Annotated in this window: 13 protein-coding genes and 1 pseudogene; 7 read left to right on the top strand and 7 right to left on the bottom strand. The window is 63.6% G+C overall.

Annotated features, from left to right (window positions below; all coding sequences use genetic code 11):
- The first annotated feature begins 212 nt into the window (after positions 1-212).
- Complete coding sequence (gene ppc / locus NCS58_RS04150) at positions 213-3,272, top strand: phosphoenolpyruvate carboxylase (protein ID WP_250537934.1); 3,060 nt, start codon at positions 213-215, stop codon at positions 3,270-3,272.
- A 41-nt stretch (positions 3,273-3,313) separates the two neighbouring features.
- Here the strand turns inward: ppc and NCS58_RS04145 are convergent, their stop codons facing one another.
- A complete protein-coding gene (locus NCS58_RS04145) occupies positions 3,314-4,078 on the bottom strand; it encodes a class I SAM-dependent methyltransferase (RefSeq protein ID WP_250537933.1) in 765 nt (254 codons plus the stop codon).
- Positions 4,079-4,188: 110 nt separating this feature from the next.
- Between NCS58_RS04145 and NCS58_RS04140 the strand changes: the two genes are divergently transcribed.
- The 3 genes from NCS58_RS04140 to NCS58_RS04130 all read left to right on the top strand — a co-directional run bounded on the left by NCS58_RS04140 (position 4,189) and on the right by NCS58_RS04130 (position 7,557).
- Positions 4,189-4,995, top strand: a complete 807-nt coding sequence (locus NCS58_RS04140; protein ID WP_061118821.1) for a helix-turn-helix transcriptional regulator — start codon at positions 4,189-4,191, stop codon at positions 4,993-4,995.
- Positions 4,996-5,064: 69 nt separating this feature from the next.
- Positions 5,065-6,468 (top strand): argininosuccinate lyase, encoded by a 1,404-nt coding sequence (gene argH, locus NCS58_RS04135; protein ID WP_250537932.1) that lies wholly within the window; start codon positions 5,065-5,067, stop codon positions 6,466-6,468.
- A 156-nt stretch (positions 6,469-6,624) separates the two neighbouring features.
- Positions 6,625-7,557: a bestrophin family protein gene (locus tag NCS58_RS04130; protein WP_250537931.1), complete on the top strand. Its 933-nt coding sequence runs from the start codon at positions 6,625-6,627 to the stop codon at positions 7,555-7,557.
- Between the two features lie 43 nt (positions 7,558-7,600).
- On the opposite strand, the pseudogene NCS58_RS34440 reads toward NCS58_RS04130, so the two are convergent.
- Positions 7,601-7,645: pseudogene (locus tag NCS58_RS34440) on the bottom strand (hypothetical protein); the annotation flags it as partial.
- A gap of 274 nt (positions 7,646-7,919) precedes the next feature.
- Here NCS58_RS34440 and gstA point away from each other — a divergent pair.
- A complete protein-coding gene (gstA, locus tag NCS58_RS04125) occupies positions 7,920-8,525 on the top strand; it encodes a glutathione transferase GstA (protein ID WP_061118817.1) in 606 nt (201 codons plus the stop codon).
- 75 nt (positions 8,526-8,600) lie between these two features.
- Here the strand turns inward: gstA and NCS58_RS04120 are convergent, their stop codons facing one another.
- The 4 genes from NCS58_RS04120 to apbC all read right to left on the bottom strand — a co-directional run bounded on the left by NCS58_RS04120 (position 8,601) and on the right by apbC (position 13,463).
- Positions 8,601-10,886: an arginine/lysine/ornithine decarboxylase gene (locus NCS58_RS04120; RefSeq protein ID WP_061118909.1), complete on the bottom strand. Its 2,286-nt coding sequence runs from the start codon at positions 10,884-10,886 to the stop codon at positions 8,601-8,603.
- Positions 10,887-10,990: 104 nt separating this feature from the next.
- Positions 10,991-11,560 (bottom strand): dCTP deaminase, encoded by a 570-nt coding sequence (gene dcd / locus NCS58_RS04115; RefSeq protein WP_061118816.1) that lies wholly within the window; start codon positions 11,558-11,560, stop codon positions 10,991-10,993.
- A gap of 161 nt (positions 11,561-11,721) precedes the next feature.
- Positions 11,722-12,255 carry a superoxide dismutase family protein gene (locus NCS58_RS04110; protein ID WP_250537930.1) on the bottom strand — a complete coding sequence of 178 codons (534 nt, stop codon included), beginning with the start codon at positions 12,253-12,255 and terminating at the stop codon, positions 11,722-11,724.
- A 119-nt stretch (positions 12,256-12,374) separates the two neighbouring features.
- Positions 12,375-13,463, bottom strand: coding sequence for an iron-sulfur cluster carrier protein ApbC (gene apbC, locus NCS58_RS04105; protein ID WP_250537929.1), 1,089 nt, complete (start codon positions 13,461-13,463; stop codon positions 12,375-12,377).
- 264 nt (positions 13,464-13,727) lie between these two features.
- Between apbC and NCS58_RS04100 the strand changes: the two genes are divergently transcribed.
- A complete protein-coding gene (locus tag NCS58_RS04100) occupies positions 13,728-14,384 on the top strand; it encodes an OmpA family protein (RefSeq protein ID WP_061118813.1) in 657 nt (218 codons plus the stop codon).
- 118 nt (positions 14,385-14,502) lie between these two features.
- Here the strand turns inward: NCS58_RS04100 and NCS58_RS04095 are convergent, their stop codons facing one another.
- Complete coding sequence (locus NCS58_RS04095; protein ID WP_250537928.1) at positions 14,503-14,712, bottom strand: hypothetical protein; 210 nt, start codon at positions 14,710-14,712, stop codon at positions 14,503-14,505.
- 139 nt (positions 14,713-14,851) lie between these two features.
- On the opposite strand from NCS58_RS04095, the gene metG reads away from it, so the two are divergent.
- The gene (gene metG / locus NCS58_RS04090) at positions 14,852-16,975 is read left to right on the top strand and encodes a methionine--tRNA ligase (protein ID WP_250537927.1); all 2,124 of its coding nucleotides are present in this window, start codon (positions 14,852-14,854) and stop codon (positions 16,973-16,975) included.
- Positions 16,976-17,001 lie beyond the last annotated feature (26 nt).

Below are 17,001 nucleotides of genomic sequence, written 5' to 3'. Positions count from 1 at the left end.
GCCCGTGGCGCGTTTGCATCCGGGTGAACGACGGCGCAGGCCGCTTCGCGCGATGAACGCCCGGGCGCCCGCAGAACGCCGCGGCATGCTGTCGCCGGTTTGACGCACGGCCGTTCGCACGGCCTGCGGTTTCCTGCCCGATGCAGCGCCCGTCCGGGTTGCCGTATCGCGTCGATGTGCCCTGGCTTCGCAGCTTCTGAGAGGAACCCAACGTGACGTCTTCTGGATCGGCTCGCCCGGCGCGCCGCAACGCCGCATTGCCCAAGTCTTCCTCCTCCGACGCGCCCCGTTCGGCGTCGTCGCCCATCGTCACAAAGGCCGCCACGGCCGTGAAGGCATCGAAAGCGGCTATCGCGCCGAAACCGAGGCCAGGCGTCAAGGCCGCGGCCAAACGCGTTGCGACCAGGGCGAAGGCGCCGCGCGCCAACGGCGCAGCCGCTCCGAAATCCGCGAGCCGCACGCGCGACGACAAGGACCGCCCGCTCTTCGAGGACATCCGCTTCCTCGGCCGCCTGCTCGGTGAAGTGCTGCGCGAGCAGGAAGGCGACGCCGTGTTCGACGTGGTGGAAGCCATTCGTCAGACGGCCGTGAAGTTTCGCCGCGAAGACGACAGCGAAGCCGCACAGACGCTGGAGAAGAAGCTGCGCGCGTTGTCGCCGGAGCAGACGGTGTCCGTCGTACGCGCGTTCAGCTATTTCTCGCATCTCGCGAACATCGCGGAAGACCGGCATCACAACCGCCGCCGCCGCATTCACTCGCTCGCCGGCTCGGTCCCGCAGCCGGGCACGATCGCCTATGCAATCGAGCGCATGCGCGAGCACAAGAACATCAGCGCGACGCGCAAGCTGCTGGAGAAGTTCTTCGGCGATGCGCTGATCGTGCCGGTCCTCACCGCGCACCCGACCGAGGTCTCGCGCAAGAGCATTCTCGATGCGCAACATGACATCGCGCGACTGCTCGCGGAGCGCGATCAGGAACTGACGGCGCGCGAGCGCGCCCAGAACGAAGCCGTGCTGCGCGCGCGGGTGACCTCGCTGTGGCAGACGCGCATGTTGCGCGACGCGCGGCTCTCCGTCACCGATGAAATCGACAACGCGCTGTCCTACTATCGCGCGACCTTCCTCGCGGAGATTCCCGCGCTCTATGCCGATATCGAAGGCGCACTCGCCGAGCACGGCCTGCCCGTGCGCCTGCCGCCGTTCTTCCAGATGGGAAGCTGGATCGGCGGCGACCGCGACGGCAATCCGTTCGTCACCGGCGAGACGCTCGAAACCGCGATCACGCGTCAGGCGATCGTGATCTTCGAACACTATCTGGAAGAGACGCACAAGCTCGGCGCGGAATTGTCCGTGTCGAACCTGCTCGCCGGTTCGAGCGATGCGTTGAAGGCGCTCGCCGATGCCTCGCCGGATCAGTCGCCGCATCGCACGGACGAGCCGTATCGGCGCGCGCTCATCGGCATCTATACGCGGCTTGCGGCGAGCGCTCGCGTGCGGCTCGGCGAAGGCGTCGTCGCGGTGCGCAGCGCGGGTCCGGGCGCGCCGCAGATCCGCGCGAAGCCCTACGCCGACGCCTCCGAATTCGTGCGCGACCTGCACGTGCTGATCGACTCGCTCGCGGAGCATCACGGCGCGTCGATGTCGATCCTGCGCCTGTCGCCGCTCGCGCGCGCCGCGGAAGTGTTCGGCTTTCATCTCGCGAGCATCGACTTGCGGCAGAGCTCGGATATCCACGAGGCAGTCGTCGCGGAGTTGCTCGCGCGCGCGGGCGTCGCCGCCGATTACGCATCGCTCCCCGAGGAGCAGAAGCGCGAGGTGCTGCTGAAGGAACTGGCGCAGCCGCGTCCGCTGCGTCTGCCTTACGCCGAATATTCCGATCTCGCGAAGAGCGAACTCGGCGTGCTCGAAACCGCGCGCGAGACGCGCCAGAAGTTCGGCGCGCGCGCGGTGCGCAACTACATCATCTCGCACACCGAGACCGTCAGCGACCTGCTGGAAGTGATGCTGCTGCAGAAGGAAACCGGCGTGCTGCGAGGCTGCCTCGGCGCCAAGGACGACTCCCCGCGCGACGGCCTGATGGTGATTCCGCTCTTCGAGACCATCGCGGACTTGCGCAATGCGCCGGTCATCATGGGCGAGTTCTTCGCGCTGCCGGGCATCGACAAGCTGATCGAGAATCAGGGCAACGAGCAGGAAGTGATGCTCGGGTATTCCGACAGCAACAAGGACGGCGGCTTCCTCACGTCGAACTGGGAGCTGTATCGCGCGGAACTGGCGCTGGTCACGCTCTTCAAGGAACGCGGCACGACCCTGCGTCTGTTCCACGGCCGCGGCGGCACGGTCGGGCGCGGCGGCGGCCCGACCTATCAGGCGATCCTGTCGCAGCCGCCCGGCACCGTCGACGGACAAATCCGCCTGACCGAGCAAGGCGAAGTGATCGCGAGCAAGTTCGCCAACGCGGAGATCGGGCGGCGCAATCTGGAGACGGTCGTCGCCGCGACGCTCGAAGCATCGCTGCTGCCGCACGAGAACGCGCCCGCGCAGTTGCCGCAATTCGAAGCGACGATGCAAACGCTCTCCGATTCGGCGATGGCCGCGTACCGCGCGCTCGTCTACGAGACGCCCGGCTTCACCGACTACTTCTTCCTCTCGACGCCGATCTCGGAAATCGCTGAGCTGAACATCGGCAGCCGGCCGGCGTCGCGCAAGCTGCAGGATCCGAAGCAGCGCAAGATCGAGGATCTGCGCGCGATTCCGTGGGGCTTTTCATGGGGTCAGTGCCGTTTGCTGCTGACGGGCTGGTACGGCTTCGGCAGCGCGGTGACGGCGTATCTCGACAAGTCCGGCTCCGACGACGAACGCGCGAAGCGCCTCGCCACGCTTCGCAAGATGCACAAGACGTGGCCGTTCTTCAAGAACCTGCTGTCGAACATGGACATGGTGCTCGCGAAGACGGATCTCGCGGTTGCGTCGCGCTATGCGCAGCTCGTCACCGACAGAAAGCTGCGCAAGACCGTGTTCGACAAGATCGTCGCGGAGCATGAGCGCACGTCGAACGTGCTCGCGGAAATCACCGGCAAAGGCGAGCGACTCTCCGACAACCCGCTGCTCGCGCGCTCGATCAAGAACCGCTTCCCGTATCTCGATCCGCTCAACCACTTGCAGGTGGAGCTGCTTAAGCGCCACCGCGCGGGCGATCAGAACGTGCGCCTGCGTCGCGGGATTCACCTGACGATCAACGGGATCGCCGCAGGTTTGCGCAATACGGGTTGATTGAGGACGGCGTCGTGCGGTGCCGCGCGACGCCGTTTTTCTCAATCCCTTCGTTTCGCCTCGATCATCATCGCGTCCAGCTCGAACGAGCAATCGTCCTTCACGCCGAAATACTGGCGCACTTCATCGGGCGCACTTTTCCACATCGATCTGATTGCCGTCACGCGCTCGGCCGGCGTGCGCATGCGCGTCACCCACGACTCGAACTCCAGCGGAATGCGCCAGCGCTCCGTCACCTGCGCGTCGAAACCGGCGGCGTCGAGCATGGCGATCCATTCGTCGGCGCGATAGTCGCGGATGTGCGACGCATCGCGCAGGAGTTCGATCGCCTGGATGTGCGTGTCGTAAAGCGGATCGTCGATGCCCGCGATATCGATGAACCTGAGCCGCCCGCCCGGCTTCAGCACGCGATGCGCTTCCTTCAACGCGGCCGCCACGTCCCGCCAGTGGTGCGCGCTCATGCGGCTCACGGCCCAGTTGAACGTGCCGTTGGCGAACGGCAGCGTTTCAGCGGCGCCTTGCTGTGTCCGGATCGTCGTCAGACCGCGTTCCTTCGCGGCGGCCTCGACCGTCGCGAGCATCTGCGGCGCGATGTCGTACGCGACGATCTCGCGTACATGCGGCGCGATCGCGAAGCTCGCGTGACCCGCGCCGCAGCCCATGTCGAGCACGACCGCGTTGCCGCACGTGGCCGCGAAAGTCGCGGCAAGGCTCTGCAGATCGGCACCGCTCGCGTGGACGGCGCTCGTGAGATAGGCGGCGGCCGTGCTGCCGAATGCGTCGGCGACCTGATCGTGGTGTTTCATCGCGTTCTCCGGTTCGATGTGGGGAAGGTCTGCCGCTACAATAGAGCCCGCTTTGTACCAGTACAAGTTGTGAATGTATCCTGGTATATAAACCACCTGTCGACGTTTGAATGAACCTCACCGACAAAAACGAACCCCTCGCCGAAACGCCCGCGCATGCGCTCGGGGAATTTATCCGCGCGCATCGCGAAAGGCTGTCGCCGCAGGCAGTCGGCCTCGCGGGCGGTCCGCGCCGCCGCACGCCCGGCCTGCGCCGGGAGGAAGTCGCGCAATTGTGCGGCGTGAGCCCGACCTGGTACACCTGGATCGAGCAGGGCCGTCCGGTGTCCGCTTCCGCCGATGCACTTGCGCGTATCGCCGTCGCGCTGCAGTTGTCGCGCGCCGAACGCGCGTATCTGTTCGAGCTCGCCGCCCAGCGCGACCCCGCCGAGCCCGATCCCGCCAGCCAGGACGCGCCCGCCGCGCTGCTGCAGACGGTCGCGCTGATCGGCGCACCGGCCTATGTGCTCGACCGCCAGTGGAACGCGCTGCGCTGGAACGAGCATGCGTCGGCGCTGTTCGTCGGCTGGCTGGACGGCGACCATGACCGCAATCTTCTGACCTACACGTTCACGTCGCCGGCGGCGCGCGCGCTGATCGTCGATTGGGAGACGCGCGCGCGACGCCTCGCCGCCGAATTCCGCGCCGATTCGATCCGCCATCTGAACGATGCGCCGACCCGCGCGCTCATCGACAGTCTGAGCGCCGCGAGCGACGCCTTCGCGCGCTTCTGGGCGTCGCAGGACGTGTTCGAGCGCGAAGGTGGCGAGCGCGCGTTCAATCACCCGTCGCGCGGGCCTGTCGTGTTCAATCAGATCACGTTCAAGCCGGCTCACCGGGAGGATCTGAAGCTGGTGATACTCGTCGGGTCCGAATAGTCCCGAATGTTAAAATTTTCGACCTCTTGAAGCCGAATCGAAGCCAAACCCTCCGCTGAGAAAATCACCATGACGTCCCAACTCCACAAAAAAGGCGAAGCCTGGTCGGCTCGCTTCTCCGAGCCGATGTCGGAGCTCGTCAAGCGCTATACGTCGTCGGTGTTCTTCGACAATCGACTTGCGCTCGTCGACATTCAGGGCTCGCTCGCGCACGCGTCGATGCTCGCGGCGCAGAAGATCATCGGCGCCGAGGATCTTGCCGCCATCGAGCGCGGCATGACGCAGATCAAGGGCGAAATCGAGCGCGGCGAGTTCGAGTGGAAGCTGGATCTGGAAGACGTGCATCTGAACATCGAAGCGCGGCTGACGGCCTTGATCGGCGATGCCGGCAAACGCCTGCACACCGGCCGCTCGCGCAACGATCAAGTCGCAACGGATATCCGGCTGTGGCTGCGCGGCGAAATCGACCGTATCGGGGACTTGCTCAAGGATTTGCGTCTCGCGCTCATCGACATGGCCGAGAAGCATTCCGACACCATCATGCCGGGCTTCACGCATCTGCAAGTGGCGCAGCCGGTGACGTTCGGTCATCACCTTCTCGCCTACGTCGAGATGTTTTCGCGCGATGCCGAGCGCATGCGCGATCTGCGCCGTCGCGTGAACCGTCTGCCGCTGGGCGCGGCGGCGCTGGCCGGCACGAGCTATCCGATCGATCGGCACGCGGTCGCGAAGACGCTCGGCTTCGACGGCATCTGCACGAACTCGCTGGATGCCGTGTCCGACCGCGATTTCGCGATCGAATTCACCGCGGCGGCCGCGCTCGTCATGACGCACGTGTCGCGCTTCTCCGAAGAACTCGTGCTGTGGATGAGCCCGCGCGTCGGCTTCATCGATCTGGCGGACCGCTTCTGCACGGGTTCGTCGATCATGCCGCAGAAGAAGAACCCCGACGTGCCCGAGCTCGCGCGCGGCAAGACCGGCCGCGTGAACGGCCATCTCATGGCGCTGCTCACGCTGATGAAAGGCCAGCCGCTCGCGTACAACAAGGACAATCAGGAAGACAAGGAACCGCTGTTCGATACCGTCGATACGGTCGCGGACACGCTGCGCATCTTCGCGGAAATGGCGGCCGGCATCACCGTGAAGCCGCAAGCGATGCGCGCGGCGGCACTGCAAGGCTTCTCGACCGCCACCGATCTCGCGGATTACCTCGTGAAGCGCGGCCTGCCCTTCCGTGACGCGCACGAAGCGGTCGCGCATGCCGTGCGCATTTGCGTGGATCGCGAGTGCGATATCGCCGACCTGTCGCTCGAAGAAATGCGTCGCGAACTGCCGAACGTCGCACATCTGATCGGTGAGGACGTGTTCGAGTATCTGACGCTCGAGGGATCGGTCGCGAGCCGCAATCACCCAGGCGGCACCGCGCCGGATCAGGTGCGCGCGGCGGCGAAGGCGGCGCGCGCGGCGCTTTGATCGCATTGCCAGTCGTCACCTTTGCCTCGTGACATCGAGGGCCGTTCGCAAGGACGGCCTTTTTATTGCCGGACGCGGCGTCACGTCCCTGCTCGGCGCCCGGCATTTCCGAGATAATCGGATGTCACGCACTCGCGCTTATCGAAACGCTCCGTCATGATCATCCGCCCCGCGCTCAACTGGTTTCGACTGCTGTTCGTGTGGCGCGGCTCCGTCCTGCCGCAACTGCTGCCGCGCCTCGGGCTGATCTTCGCGCTGTCGGTGGCGGCGATCTTCATGCACGACCACATGCGCCACTATCCGATCGGGCTCGGCACGCCGCCGTTCGCGCTCGTGGGCATCGCGCTCGCCGTGTTTCTCGGGTTTCGCAATAGCGCGAGTTACGAGCGCTGGTGGGAAGGTCGGAAGCTGTGGGGAACGTTGCTCAATACGTCGCGCGCGCTGGCGCAGCAAGTGCTGTCGCTGCCGGCGCCTCCCGAGCGCGGTCAGTCGCATAGCTTCCTCGCGGCGCTCGGAGCACTGGCGCATGCGCTTCGACATCAGTTGCGCGGCACCGATGCGCTCGCCGATCTTGCTCCGCGATTGCCTTCCGAACTGCACGCGCGCGTCGCGGCGGCGAAATACCGGCCCGCGATGATTCTGCTCTGGCTCGGCGAGTGGGTCGCGGAACGCCGGCGCGAAGGCGCGCTCGACGGCTATGCGATGCTCGCGATTCAGCACAATCTGAACGCGCTTTCCGATGTGATCGGCGGATGCGAGCGCATTGCGAGCACGCCGCTGCCGTTTTCCTACTCGGTGATGATTCATCGCACGATCTATCTCTTCTGTGTGATGCTGCCGTTCGGGCTGGTCGATGGCGCGGGTGTGCTCACGCCGTTGTTCGCGCTGCTCGTCGCGTATGCGTTCATGGCGCTGGAAGCGATCGCCGCGCAGATCGAAGATCCGTTCGGACTCGAAGAGAACGACCTCGCGCTGAACGCGATGTGCGAGAGCATCGAGATCGCGCTGCACGATATGGCCGACGATGCCGAGTTCGCGATGCCGCCGGCTGCCGGCCCGACGTTGCAGCGAAAGTTCGTGATCGATTAACGGGCTCGCGACTTCGAGCATCCGAGCAGAAACTTCCGTCCCACTGAGTGACATGTCCTCGCGCATTGGACCAGCCGTGTCCTTTCACGACGATGATTCCTTTCCGACTTCCGCGACACTGACTCGCACTGCGGAGAAAGCAGACAGGCGCCGGCGAACGAAGGCCTTGTACCCATACGTCCCCTCAAAATCGATCGAAAACAAACCGATCCTATACTTCGCAATCCAAAACAAATGCACGAAGAGTCCGATTTCTTGCAAGCCTTTATCTCCACCCACGACACAGACAATTTCACAATCCATTCAGCCACGCCGAAACGAGTTCATTCATAATCGTGCCGACTCATCCTGGAGAAATTGTTTTGAAACTGTTCTACAAAGCAGGCGCCTGTTCCCTCGCATCGCACATCGCGCTTGAAGAATCGGGGCTGCCTTATGAAATCGAAGCCGTCGATCTCAAGACCAAACTCACCGCGAGCGGCGCGGATTTCAGCAAGATCAATGCGAAGGGCTACGTGCCCGCGCTCCTGCTCGACAGCGGCGAGCTGCTCACCGAAGGCCCCGCGATCATGCAGTACATCGCCGACCAGGTGCCGGCGAAGCATCTCGCGCCGCTCAACGACGGCATGGCGCGTTATCGCCTGCAAAGCTGGCTGACGTTTATCGGCACGGAACTGCACAAGAACTTCTCGCCGTTCTTCAATCCGGCCGCGAGCAGCGACTGGAAAGCAGCGGCGATGGCCAATCTCGAGCGTCGTCTCGCCTACGTGGCGCAGCAAGTCGACGACAAGCAATTCCTGCTCGGCAACGAATTCAGCATCGGCGATGCGTACCTCTTCACCGTGCTCGGCTGGGCAAAGCACATCGATCTCGACCTCGGCAAGTGGCCCGCGCTGGTCGCCTATCAGGAACGTGTGGGCGCGCGTGCGGGCGTGCAAGCGGCGATGAAAGCGGAAGGCCTGATCTGAACGATCGGCGTTCCTGAAACGACAAACGGCCCGTTCTGAACGGGCCGTTTGTTTTTGCAACGGGTCAGCGAAACATCAATCGCGCACGCAATCGACGAAATACTCGATACGCCCGTTGATCATCTCGCCGACGAGCCCGTGAATATCCGTGTGGAATCCCGGGAACCGCTCGTTGAACTCGCGCGCGAAACGCAGATAATCGACGATCGTGCGATTGAAGCGCTCGCCCGGAATCAGCAAGGGGATGCCCGGCGGATACGGCGTGAGCAGGATCGACGTGACGCGGCCTTCGAGTTCGTCGATCGGCACGCGGTCGATCTCACGGTGCGCGAGCTTCGCAAACGCTTCTGACGGTTTCATCGCCGGTTCCATGCTCGACAGATACATCTCCGTCGTCAGACGCGCGATATTGTTCGCGCGATAGACGCTGTGAATCTGCCCGCACAGATCGCGCAGGCCGATGCGCTCATACGACGGATGCTGCGCGACGAACTCCGGCAGCACGCGCCACAGCGGCTGATTGTTGTCGTAGTCGTCCTTGAACTGCTGAAGCTCGGTGACCATCGAGTTCCAGCGGCCCTTCGTGATGCCGATCGTGAACATGATGAAGAACGAGTAAAGCCCCGTCTTTTCCACGATGATGCCGTGCTCCGCCAGATATTTCGTCACGATCGCGGCCGGGATGCCGCTCTCGCCGAACTCGCCGTCCACGTCGAGTCCCGGCGTGATGATCGTCGCCTTGATCGGGTCGAGCATGTTGAAGTTTTCGGCGAGCGCGCCGAAGCCGTGCCAGCGGTCGTTTGGCTTCAGCATCCAGTCCTCGCGATCGCCGATACCCTCTTCCGCCAGCGCATCCGGACCCCAGACCTTGAAGAACCAGTCCTCGCCGTATTCGGCATCGACCTTGCGCATCGCGCGGCGAAAATCGAGCGCTTCGGCAATCGATTCCTCGACGAGCGCCGTGCCGCCCGGCGCCTCCATCATCGCGGCGGCGACATCGCATGACGCGATGATCGCGTATTGCGGCGAGGTCGACGTGTGCATCAGATACGCCTCGTTGAAACGATGGCGGTCGAACGTGCTGTTCTCGCTGTCCTGCACGAGAATCTGCGACGCCTGCGAAATGCCGGCGAGCAGCTTGTGCGTCGAGTGCGTCGCGAACACGAGTGCGCCCGTGCGCGGACGGCCCGCGCCGATCGCGTGCATGTCCTGATAGAACGAGTGGAACTCGGCGTGCGGCAGCCAGGCTTCGTCGAAGTGCAGCGTGTCGAGCATGTCGCCGAGCAGATCCTTGATCATCTCGACGTTGTAGATCACGCCGTCATACGTGCTCTGCGTGATCGTCAGAATGCGCGGCTTGATCTTCGGGTTCTTCGCGAGCGCCTCGCGGGCGAACGGATTCGCCTCGATCTTCCTGCGAATGTTTTCCGGCTTGAATTCGTCGCGCGGAATCGGCCCGATGATGCCGAAATGGTTGCGCGTCGGCGTGAGGAACACCGGGATCGCGCCGGTCATCGTGATCGCGTGCAGGATCGACTTGTGGCAGTTGCGGTCGACCAGGACGATATCGCCCGGCGCGACGGTCGCGTGCCACACGATCTTGTTCGACGTCGACGTGCCATTGGTCACGAAAAAGAGATGATCCGCGCTGAAGATGCGCGCCGCGTTACGTTCGGACGCCGCGACCGGACCGGTGTGATCGAGCAGCTGGCCGAGTTCGTCGACGGCATTGCACACGTCCGCGCGCAGCATGTTCTCGCCGAAGAACTGGTGAAACATCTGCCCGAGCGGATTCTTCAGGAACGCAACGCCGCCCGAGTGTCCGGGACAGTGCCACGAATACGAGCCCTCCTCCGCGTACTGCACCAGTTCCTTGAAGAACGGCGGCGCGAGCGAATCGAGATACACCTTCGCCTCGCGGATCACGTGTCGCGCGACGAATTCGGGCGTGTCCTCGAACATGTGGATGAAGCCGTGCAGCTCGCGCAGGATGTCGTTGGGCAAGTGGCGCGAGGTGCGCGTTTCGCCGTACAGGAAGATGGGGATATCGGCGTTGCGGCGGCGCACGGCGTTGATGAACGCGCGCAGCGCGACGATGGCCGATGCCAGCTCGGGCGTGTCGCCCTCCACGACGACGTTGTCCGCGTAGGGCAGCAGCTCGTCGTCGTCGATCGACAAGATGAAGCACGACGCGCGGCTCGACTGCTGCGCGAACGCGGCGAGGTCGCCGTAGCTCGTCAGGCCGAGGACTTCGGCGCCTTCTTTCTCGATCGCCTCGGCGAGCGCCCGGATGCCGGAACCCGAAATGTTCTCGGAGCGAAAGTCTTCGTCGATGATGACGACGGGAAAGCGGAACTTCATGAGGCGATTCTCCAAATGGAACGACCGCTGCCCGAGTCTTATCTCGAAGCCAGCGGTCCTTCGACAAGCGTTTGCCGTATGCGTTTCTTAAAGCGCGGCGATGATCAGGTTTTCGGCAGCGTCACGCCGTGCTGCCCTTGATACTTCCCGCCGCGATCCGCGTACGATGTCTCGCACATTTCATCGCTTTCGAAGAACAGGACTTGGGCGACGCCCTCGTTTGCGTAGATTTTGGCAGGCAAAGGTGTCGTATTCGAGAATTCGAGCGTCACGTACCCTTCCCATTCCGGCTCGAACGGCGTCACGTTGACGATGATCCCGCAGCGCGCATACGTCGATTTGCCGAGGCACACGGTCAGGCACGAGCGCGGAATCCGGAAATATTCGACCGTGCGTGCGAGCGCGAAGGAATTCGGCGGAATGATGCAGACATCGCCCTTGAAGTCGACGAACGATTTCTCGTCGAAGTTCTTCGGATCGACGATCGTGGAATTGATGTTCGTGAAGATCTTGAATTCGTCGGCGACGCGGATGTCGTAGCCGTAGCTGGACGTGCCGTAGCTCACGATCTTGCGGCCGTCCTCGCTCACGCGCACCTGATCGCGCACGAACGGCTCGATCATTCGGTGCTCTTCGGCCATGCGGCGAATCCACTTGTCGGATTTGATGCTCATAGGGACGCTACTCAACGGTGAACGGCTCGGGTCTCGCGACCGCCGCCTGCGGTGAAACGGGCAAGGTCTCCGGCGGCGATGCTCGCCGCGCGGGCCAGACGAAAGCGCGTATTTTACGCGATCGGGCGGCAGCGTCGGGTGCGGTGCGAACGGGCGCTATGTCAGCGACGAATTACGCCGCAAGCGAGCGCAGGCCCCACGTTGTGCGGCGCGCTCGCGTAAGGGTCCACCGCTTCGCGATGCAGCATGATCGCGCGCGAAATGACCGAGCGCACGCCGTCGAGCGATACGTCGGTCGCGACGATGAAGCCCGTCGCAGCGCCGGTCGCGTCCGCGTGGATATTGCCGAGTTCGCCTTCGACACGCGACGACGCCCGTCTGCGCTCCGACGGCAGCGCGAACACCGGGCTTGCATCCTGCTCGTTGACGGCGATGCAGTCGCCGCGCTCGTGAACGGTCAGCGCGTGATCGCTGTTCGGCGGCATGTCGGTCAGGTTGTAGGACACCTGCACACCGTCCGAGCGCTCGATCAGCGTGACGGTGCCGCGCGTCGCGTTGCCGGGCGTCGGTTGCAGCACCGCGTCTGCGCGTTTTTCGTGATTTTGGAAGATGAGGCGGCAACCGCTCAGCATGACGCTGCAAGCGGTCATCGCGATCAAGGCGTGAAGCGCCCTCCCGTCGAACCTGTGTCCCATGCGATCCTCTCGGCGGCCCGCCGACGCCCCGTGCGTCCACGCTGCCGCGCATCGAAGGCGACATGATACCGCGAGCCGCATTGCACAAGGCTCGCGCAGATTCGATCGAATGCTCGAAATCAGGTGTTCTGCACGACGATGCTCGGGAACTTCGAAGTCATGTCGCGCTGACGCTCGGCGATCGAAATCGCCACGCGACGCGCGATCGCGCGATACGTCTCGGCGATACGGCTTTCCGGCTGCGACACGACGCTCGGCTGGCCCGCGTCGGTGCGCTCGCGAATGGAGATATCGAGCGGCAACTGGCCGAGAATCTCGACGCCGTATTCCTTCGCCATGCGCTCGCCGCCGCCCGCGCCGAAGATGTGCTCTTCGTGACCGCAATGCGAGCAGATGTGCGTGCTCATGTTCTCGACGATGCCGAGAATCGGAATGCCGACCTTCTCGAACATTTTCAAGCCCTTCTTCGCATCGAGCAGCGCGATGTCCTGCGGCGTCGTCACGATCACCGCGCCCGTCACCGGCACCTTCTGCGACAGCGTGAGCTGGATGTCGCCCGTGCCCGGCGGCATGTCGACGACGAGGTAGTCGAGATCCTTCCAGTTGGTCTGACGCAGCAACTGCTCGAGCGCCGAGGTCACCATCGGGCCGCGCCACACCATCGGATTGTCCTGCTCGATCAGGAAGCCGATCGAATTCGCCTGGATGCCGTGGCCTTCGAGCGGGTTCATCGTCTGGTTGTCGGGCGATTCGGGCCGGCCGGTGATGCCGAGCATCATCGGCAGCGAGGGGCCGTAGATGTCCGCGTCGAGCATGCCGACCGACGCGCCCTCCGCGGCGAGCGCGAGCGCGAGATTCGCGGCCGTCGTGCTCTTGCCGACGCCGCCCTTGCCCGATGCCACCGCGATGATGTTCTTGACGTTCGGCAGCAGCTTCACGCCGCGCTGCACCGCGTGGGCGACGACCTGCGACGATACGTCCACGGTCACGTTCGCGACGCCGGGCACCTGACGCAACACGCCCTGCACCTGCTCGCGGATGAGGGCGAACTGCGTTCTCGCCGGATAGCCGAGCACGACGCTCACCGCGACGTTCGCCCCGTCGACGGACACGTTGCGAATGCTCTTCGTATCGACGAACTTGCGGTTGGTGTTGGGATCGGTCAGTGTGGCGAGTGCGGTGTCGATCTTCGCGCGGTCAATGCTCATCGAAACTCCATGGAACGGTTGTTGCTAGCGGCCTGCGGCGCGCAACAACAAACTGAAGAAATTGAAAGTATTTGTTAGCACCGTTGCGCGTGACGCCCGGGCACTGCACTATCCCGCTGCAAATCTTTCCGGGGACGCATCGCATCGGGCAGCCGGATGCCTCTTCTCATTATTGTAGAGGCTCGTCCGGAGGCTGGTCCGAAGACCCTTTCGCACTGTCGGCGCTTCTCGCGCCGAAACGCTTGTCGATTCAAGGAGATTAAGATGAACACCAAATTCTTCACTCGTCTGTCCGTGTTCGCCGTGGCCGGGGCACTCGTCGCCGGCTGCGCTTCGCAGCAAGGCACCAACACGGCGGTCGGCACGGGCGTGGGGGCCGCGACCGGCGCGGGCATCGGCGCCATTTTCGGCGGCGGCAAGGGCGCGGCGATCGGCGCGGCCACGGGCGCGGCGGTGGGCGGCATCACCGGCTACAACTGGCAGTCGATCAAGAACAAGATTTCGGGCGACTCGAAGGGCACGGGCACGCAAGTGACCGAGCAGCAGGACGGCTCGCTCAAGGTGAACATCCCCAATTCGATTTCGTTCGATACGAACAGCTATGCAATCAAGCCGTCGTTCGATCCGGTGCTGAATTCCGTCACGCAGACGATGCAGCAGCATCCGGAGCTGATCGCGAACGTCATCGGCCATACGGACAACACCGGCCAGGCGGCTTACAACCAGACGCTGTCGCAGAACCGCGCGCAGAGCGTGGCGTCGTACATCGCGACGCACGGCGTGCCGGCGCAACGTCTCTCGGCGTCGGGCATGGGCCAGAACCAGCCGATCGCGGACAATTCGACGGAAGCCGGCCGCGCGCAGAATCGCCGCGTGGAAATCTATCTGCGTGCCACGGCGCAGCCGGGTCAGGTGCAGTAAAGCAATTGATTTAAAAGGAGAATGCGTCGCCGTGAACGCGGCGGCGGAAAGCTGGAGTCCGCGGAGTTCAGTCGTCTGAAAAAAATTTGAAACTTGGACGCGGTGCCGCTGTCTTTCTCTACGGTGGGTGGATGGCGAGGCCATCACCTGCCATTCTCCTCTTGTCGTTGTTGCTCCGGGGCCCGATTGGACCCCGGTTTTTTTTGGGCGCGCGAATCGCGATCGCCAACGAGATGTTCAGCCGCTTGCCCAATGAAAGAAACGCGGCTTCCATCGCTTCGAGCTTCGACGAATGACGCGGGTCGAGCAGACGGTTGACCTGCGGCATGTGGACGTTGAGCCGCCGAAGTCAGCAAGCCTCCAATCCCGCCTTCCAACGCTGTCCCGCGCGTCCCCTCCCCCCGCCCTGCTAAAATCAAAATCCGCTTTTTCCCCAACCCCAAGCACTCGACACGGGCCGCGCCTTTATGTCAGCACCGATTTCAGCCACTGCCACCGCCGCGCCTGCCGCCTCCGCCAACGAAAGCGGCCGCCGCCAGATCCTCGTCACGTCCGCGTTGCCTTACGCGAACGGTCAGATTCATATCGGCCACATGGTCGAGTACATTCAGACGGATATCTGGGTTCGGACGCTGCGAATGCATGGCCATGAGGTCTACTACGTCGGCGCGGACGACACCCACGGCACGCCGATCATGCTGCGCGCCGAAAAGGAAGGCATCACGCCGAAACAACTCATCGAGCGCGTGTGGAAAGAGCACAAACGTGACTTCGACAGCTTCGGCATTTCGTTCGATAACTATTATTCGACCGATGCCGAGGAGAATCGCGCCCTCTGCAACACGATCTACGGCTCGCTTCAGCAAGCGGGCCTGATCGAGGCACGCGACATCGAGCAGGCCTACGATCCGGTCAAGGAAATGTTCCTGCCGGACCGCTTCATCAAGGGCCAGTGCCCGAAGTGCGGCGCAAAGGATCAATACGGCGACAACTGCGAAGTCTGCGGCTCGACCTATCAGCCGACCGAACTCATCAACCCGTATTCGGTCGTGTCGGGCGCGACGCCCATCCGCAAGACCTCGACGCATTACTTCTTCAAGCTCTCCGATCCGCGCTGCGAGGAATTCCTGCGCGGCTGGGTGAGCGGCCTCGCGCAGCCCGAAGCCACCAACAAGATGCGCGAGTGGCTCGGCGACAAGGGCGAAGCCAAGCTCGCCGACTGGGACATCTCGCGCGACTCGCCCTACTTCGGCTTCGAGATTCCGGGCGCGCCGGGCAAATACTTCTATGTCTGGGTCGACGCGCCGGTCGGCTATTACGCGAGTTTCAAGAATCTCGCGGATCGCATCGGCGTGAATTTCGACGAGTGGGTGAAGCCGGGCGCGAAGGCCGAGCAGTACCACTTCATCGGCAAGGACATTCTGTATTTCCACACGCTGTTCTGGCCGGCGATGCTGGAGTTCTCCGGTCATCGCACGCCGACCAACGTGTTCGCGCACGGCTTTCTGACCGTCGATGGCGCGAAGATGTCGAAGTCGCGCGGCACCTTCATCACCGCGCAGAGCGTGATCGACACGGGCCTGAATCCCGAGTGGCTGCGCTACTACTTCGCGGCGAAGCTCAACAGCACGATGGAAGACATCGACCTGAACCTCGAAGACTTCCAGGCGCGCGTGAACAGCGATCTCGTCGGCAAATACGTGAACATCGCGAGCCGCGCGGCGGGGTTCATCAAGCGCTTCGACGGCCGCGTGCAGGACAGCGCGATGCATCATCCGCTCGTCGCGCAATTGCGCGGGGCGATTGCGCAGATCGCCGGCTTCTACGAATCGCGCGAGTACGGCCGCGCGTTGCGCACGACGATGGAGCTCGCCGATGCCGTCAACGCCTACGTCGATTCCGCCAAGCCGTGGGAACAGGCGAAAGACCCGGCGAACGCCGTCGCGCTGCACGAGACGTGCAGTGTGAGCCTCGAAGCGTTCCGCCTGCTGTCGCTCGCGTTGAAGCCGGTGCTGCCGAAGCTGGTGGAATCGGTCGAGGCGTTCCTCGGCATCGCGCCGCTCGTCTGGGCCGATGCCGCGAAGCCGCTGTCATCGGCCAATGCGATCAACGCGTACAAGCATCTGACGACGCGCGTCGATCCGAAACAGATCGAGGCTTTGCTGGCCGCGAATCGCGAATCGCTCGCGCCGGCCGCTGAAACGGCCGCGCCTGCCGCCAAGACCGTCGCGAAAACGCAGGACGAACCAGGCGTCATCTCCATCGACGACTTCGCGAAGGTCGATCTGCGCATTGCGAAGATCGTCGATTGCAAGACGGTCGAAGGCTCCGACAAGCTGCTGCAACTTACGCTCGACGTCGGCGAGGACAAGACACGCAACGTGTTCTCGGGCATCAAGTCGGCGTATCAGCCGCAGGATCTGATCGGCAAGCTCACCGTGATGGTCGTGAACCTCGCGCCTCGCAAAATGAAGTTCGGGCTGTCGGAGGGGATGGTGCTCGCGGCGTCGGCGACCGACGAGAAGGCCGAGCCCGGGCTCTACATTCTCGAGCCGCACAGCGGCGCGAAGCCGGGCATGCGGGTGAAGTAAGACGCGGCGAAAGCACAGTTTGAAAA

Origin of the sequence: Caballeronia sp. INML3B, assembly GCF_023631305.1 — a bacterium.
In the GTDB taxonomy this organism is placed as follows: domain Bacteria; phylum Pseudomonadota; class Gammaproteobacteria; order Burkholderiales; family Burkholderiaceae; genus Caballeronia; species Caballeronia turbans.
Note: the sequence above shows the minus strand (reverse complement) of the source record. Positions and strands in the feature narration are given on the sequence as shown.

Bases quoted from the DNA above. Each gene is read 5' to 3' on its own strand.
- argH (WP_250537932.1), top strand. From the start codon at position 5,065: ATGACGTCCCAACTCCACAAAAAAGGCGAAGCCTGGTCGGCTCGCTTC.
- NCS58_RS04100 (WP_061118813.1), top strand. From the start codon at position 13,728: ATGAACACCAAATTCTTCACTCGTCTGTCCGTGTTCGCCGTGGCCGGG.
- metG (WP_250537927.1), top strand. From the start codon at position 14,852: ATGTCAGCACCGATTTCAGCCACTGCCACCGCCGCGCCTGCCGCCTCC.
- NCS58_RS04145 (WP_250537933.1), bottom strand. From the start codon at position 4,078: ATGAAACACCACGATCAGGTCGCCGACGCATTCGGCAGCACGGCCGCC.
- NCS58_RS04120 (WP_061118909.1), bottom strand. From the start codon at position 10,886: ATGAAGTTCCGCTTTCCCGTCGTCATCATCGACGAAGACTTTCGCTCC.
- apbC (WP_250537929.1), bottom strand. From the start codon at position 13,463: ATGAGCATTGACCGCGCGAAGATCGACACCGCACTCGCCACACTGACC.
- NCS58_RS04110 (WP_250537930.1), bottom strand. From the start codon at position 12,255: ATGGGACACAGGTTCGACGGGAGGGCGCTTCACGCCTTGATCGCGATG.
- dcd (WP_061118816.1), bottom strand. From the start codon at position 11,560: ATGAGCATCAAATCCGACAAGTGGATTCGCCGCATGGCCGAAGAGCAC.
- NCS58_RS04140 (WP_061118821.1), top strand. From the start codon at position 4,189: ATGAACCTCACCGACAAAAACGAACCCCTCGCCGAAACGCCCGCGCAT.
- NCS58_RS04095 (WP_250537928.1), bottom strand. From the start codon at position 14,712: ATGCCGCAGGTCAACCGTCTGCTCGACCCGCGTCATTCGTCGAAGCTC.
- NCS58_RS04130 (WP_250537931.1), top strand. From the start codon at position 6,625: ATGATCATCCGCCCCGCGCTCAACTGGTTTCGACTGCTGTTCGTGTGG.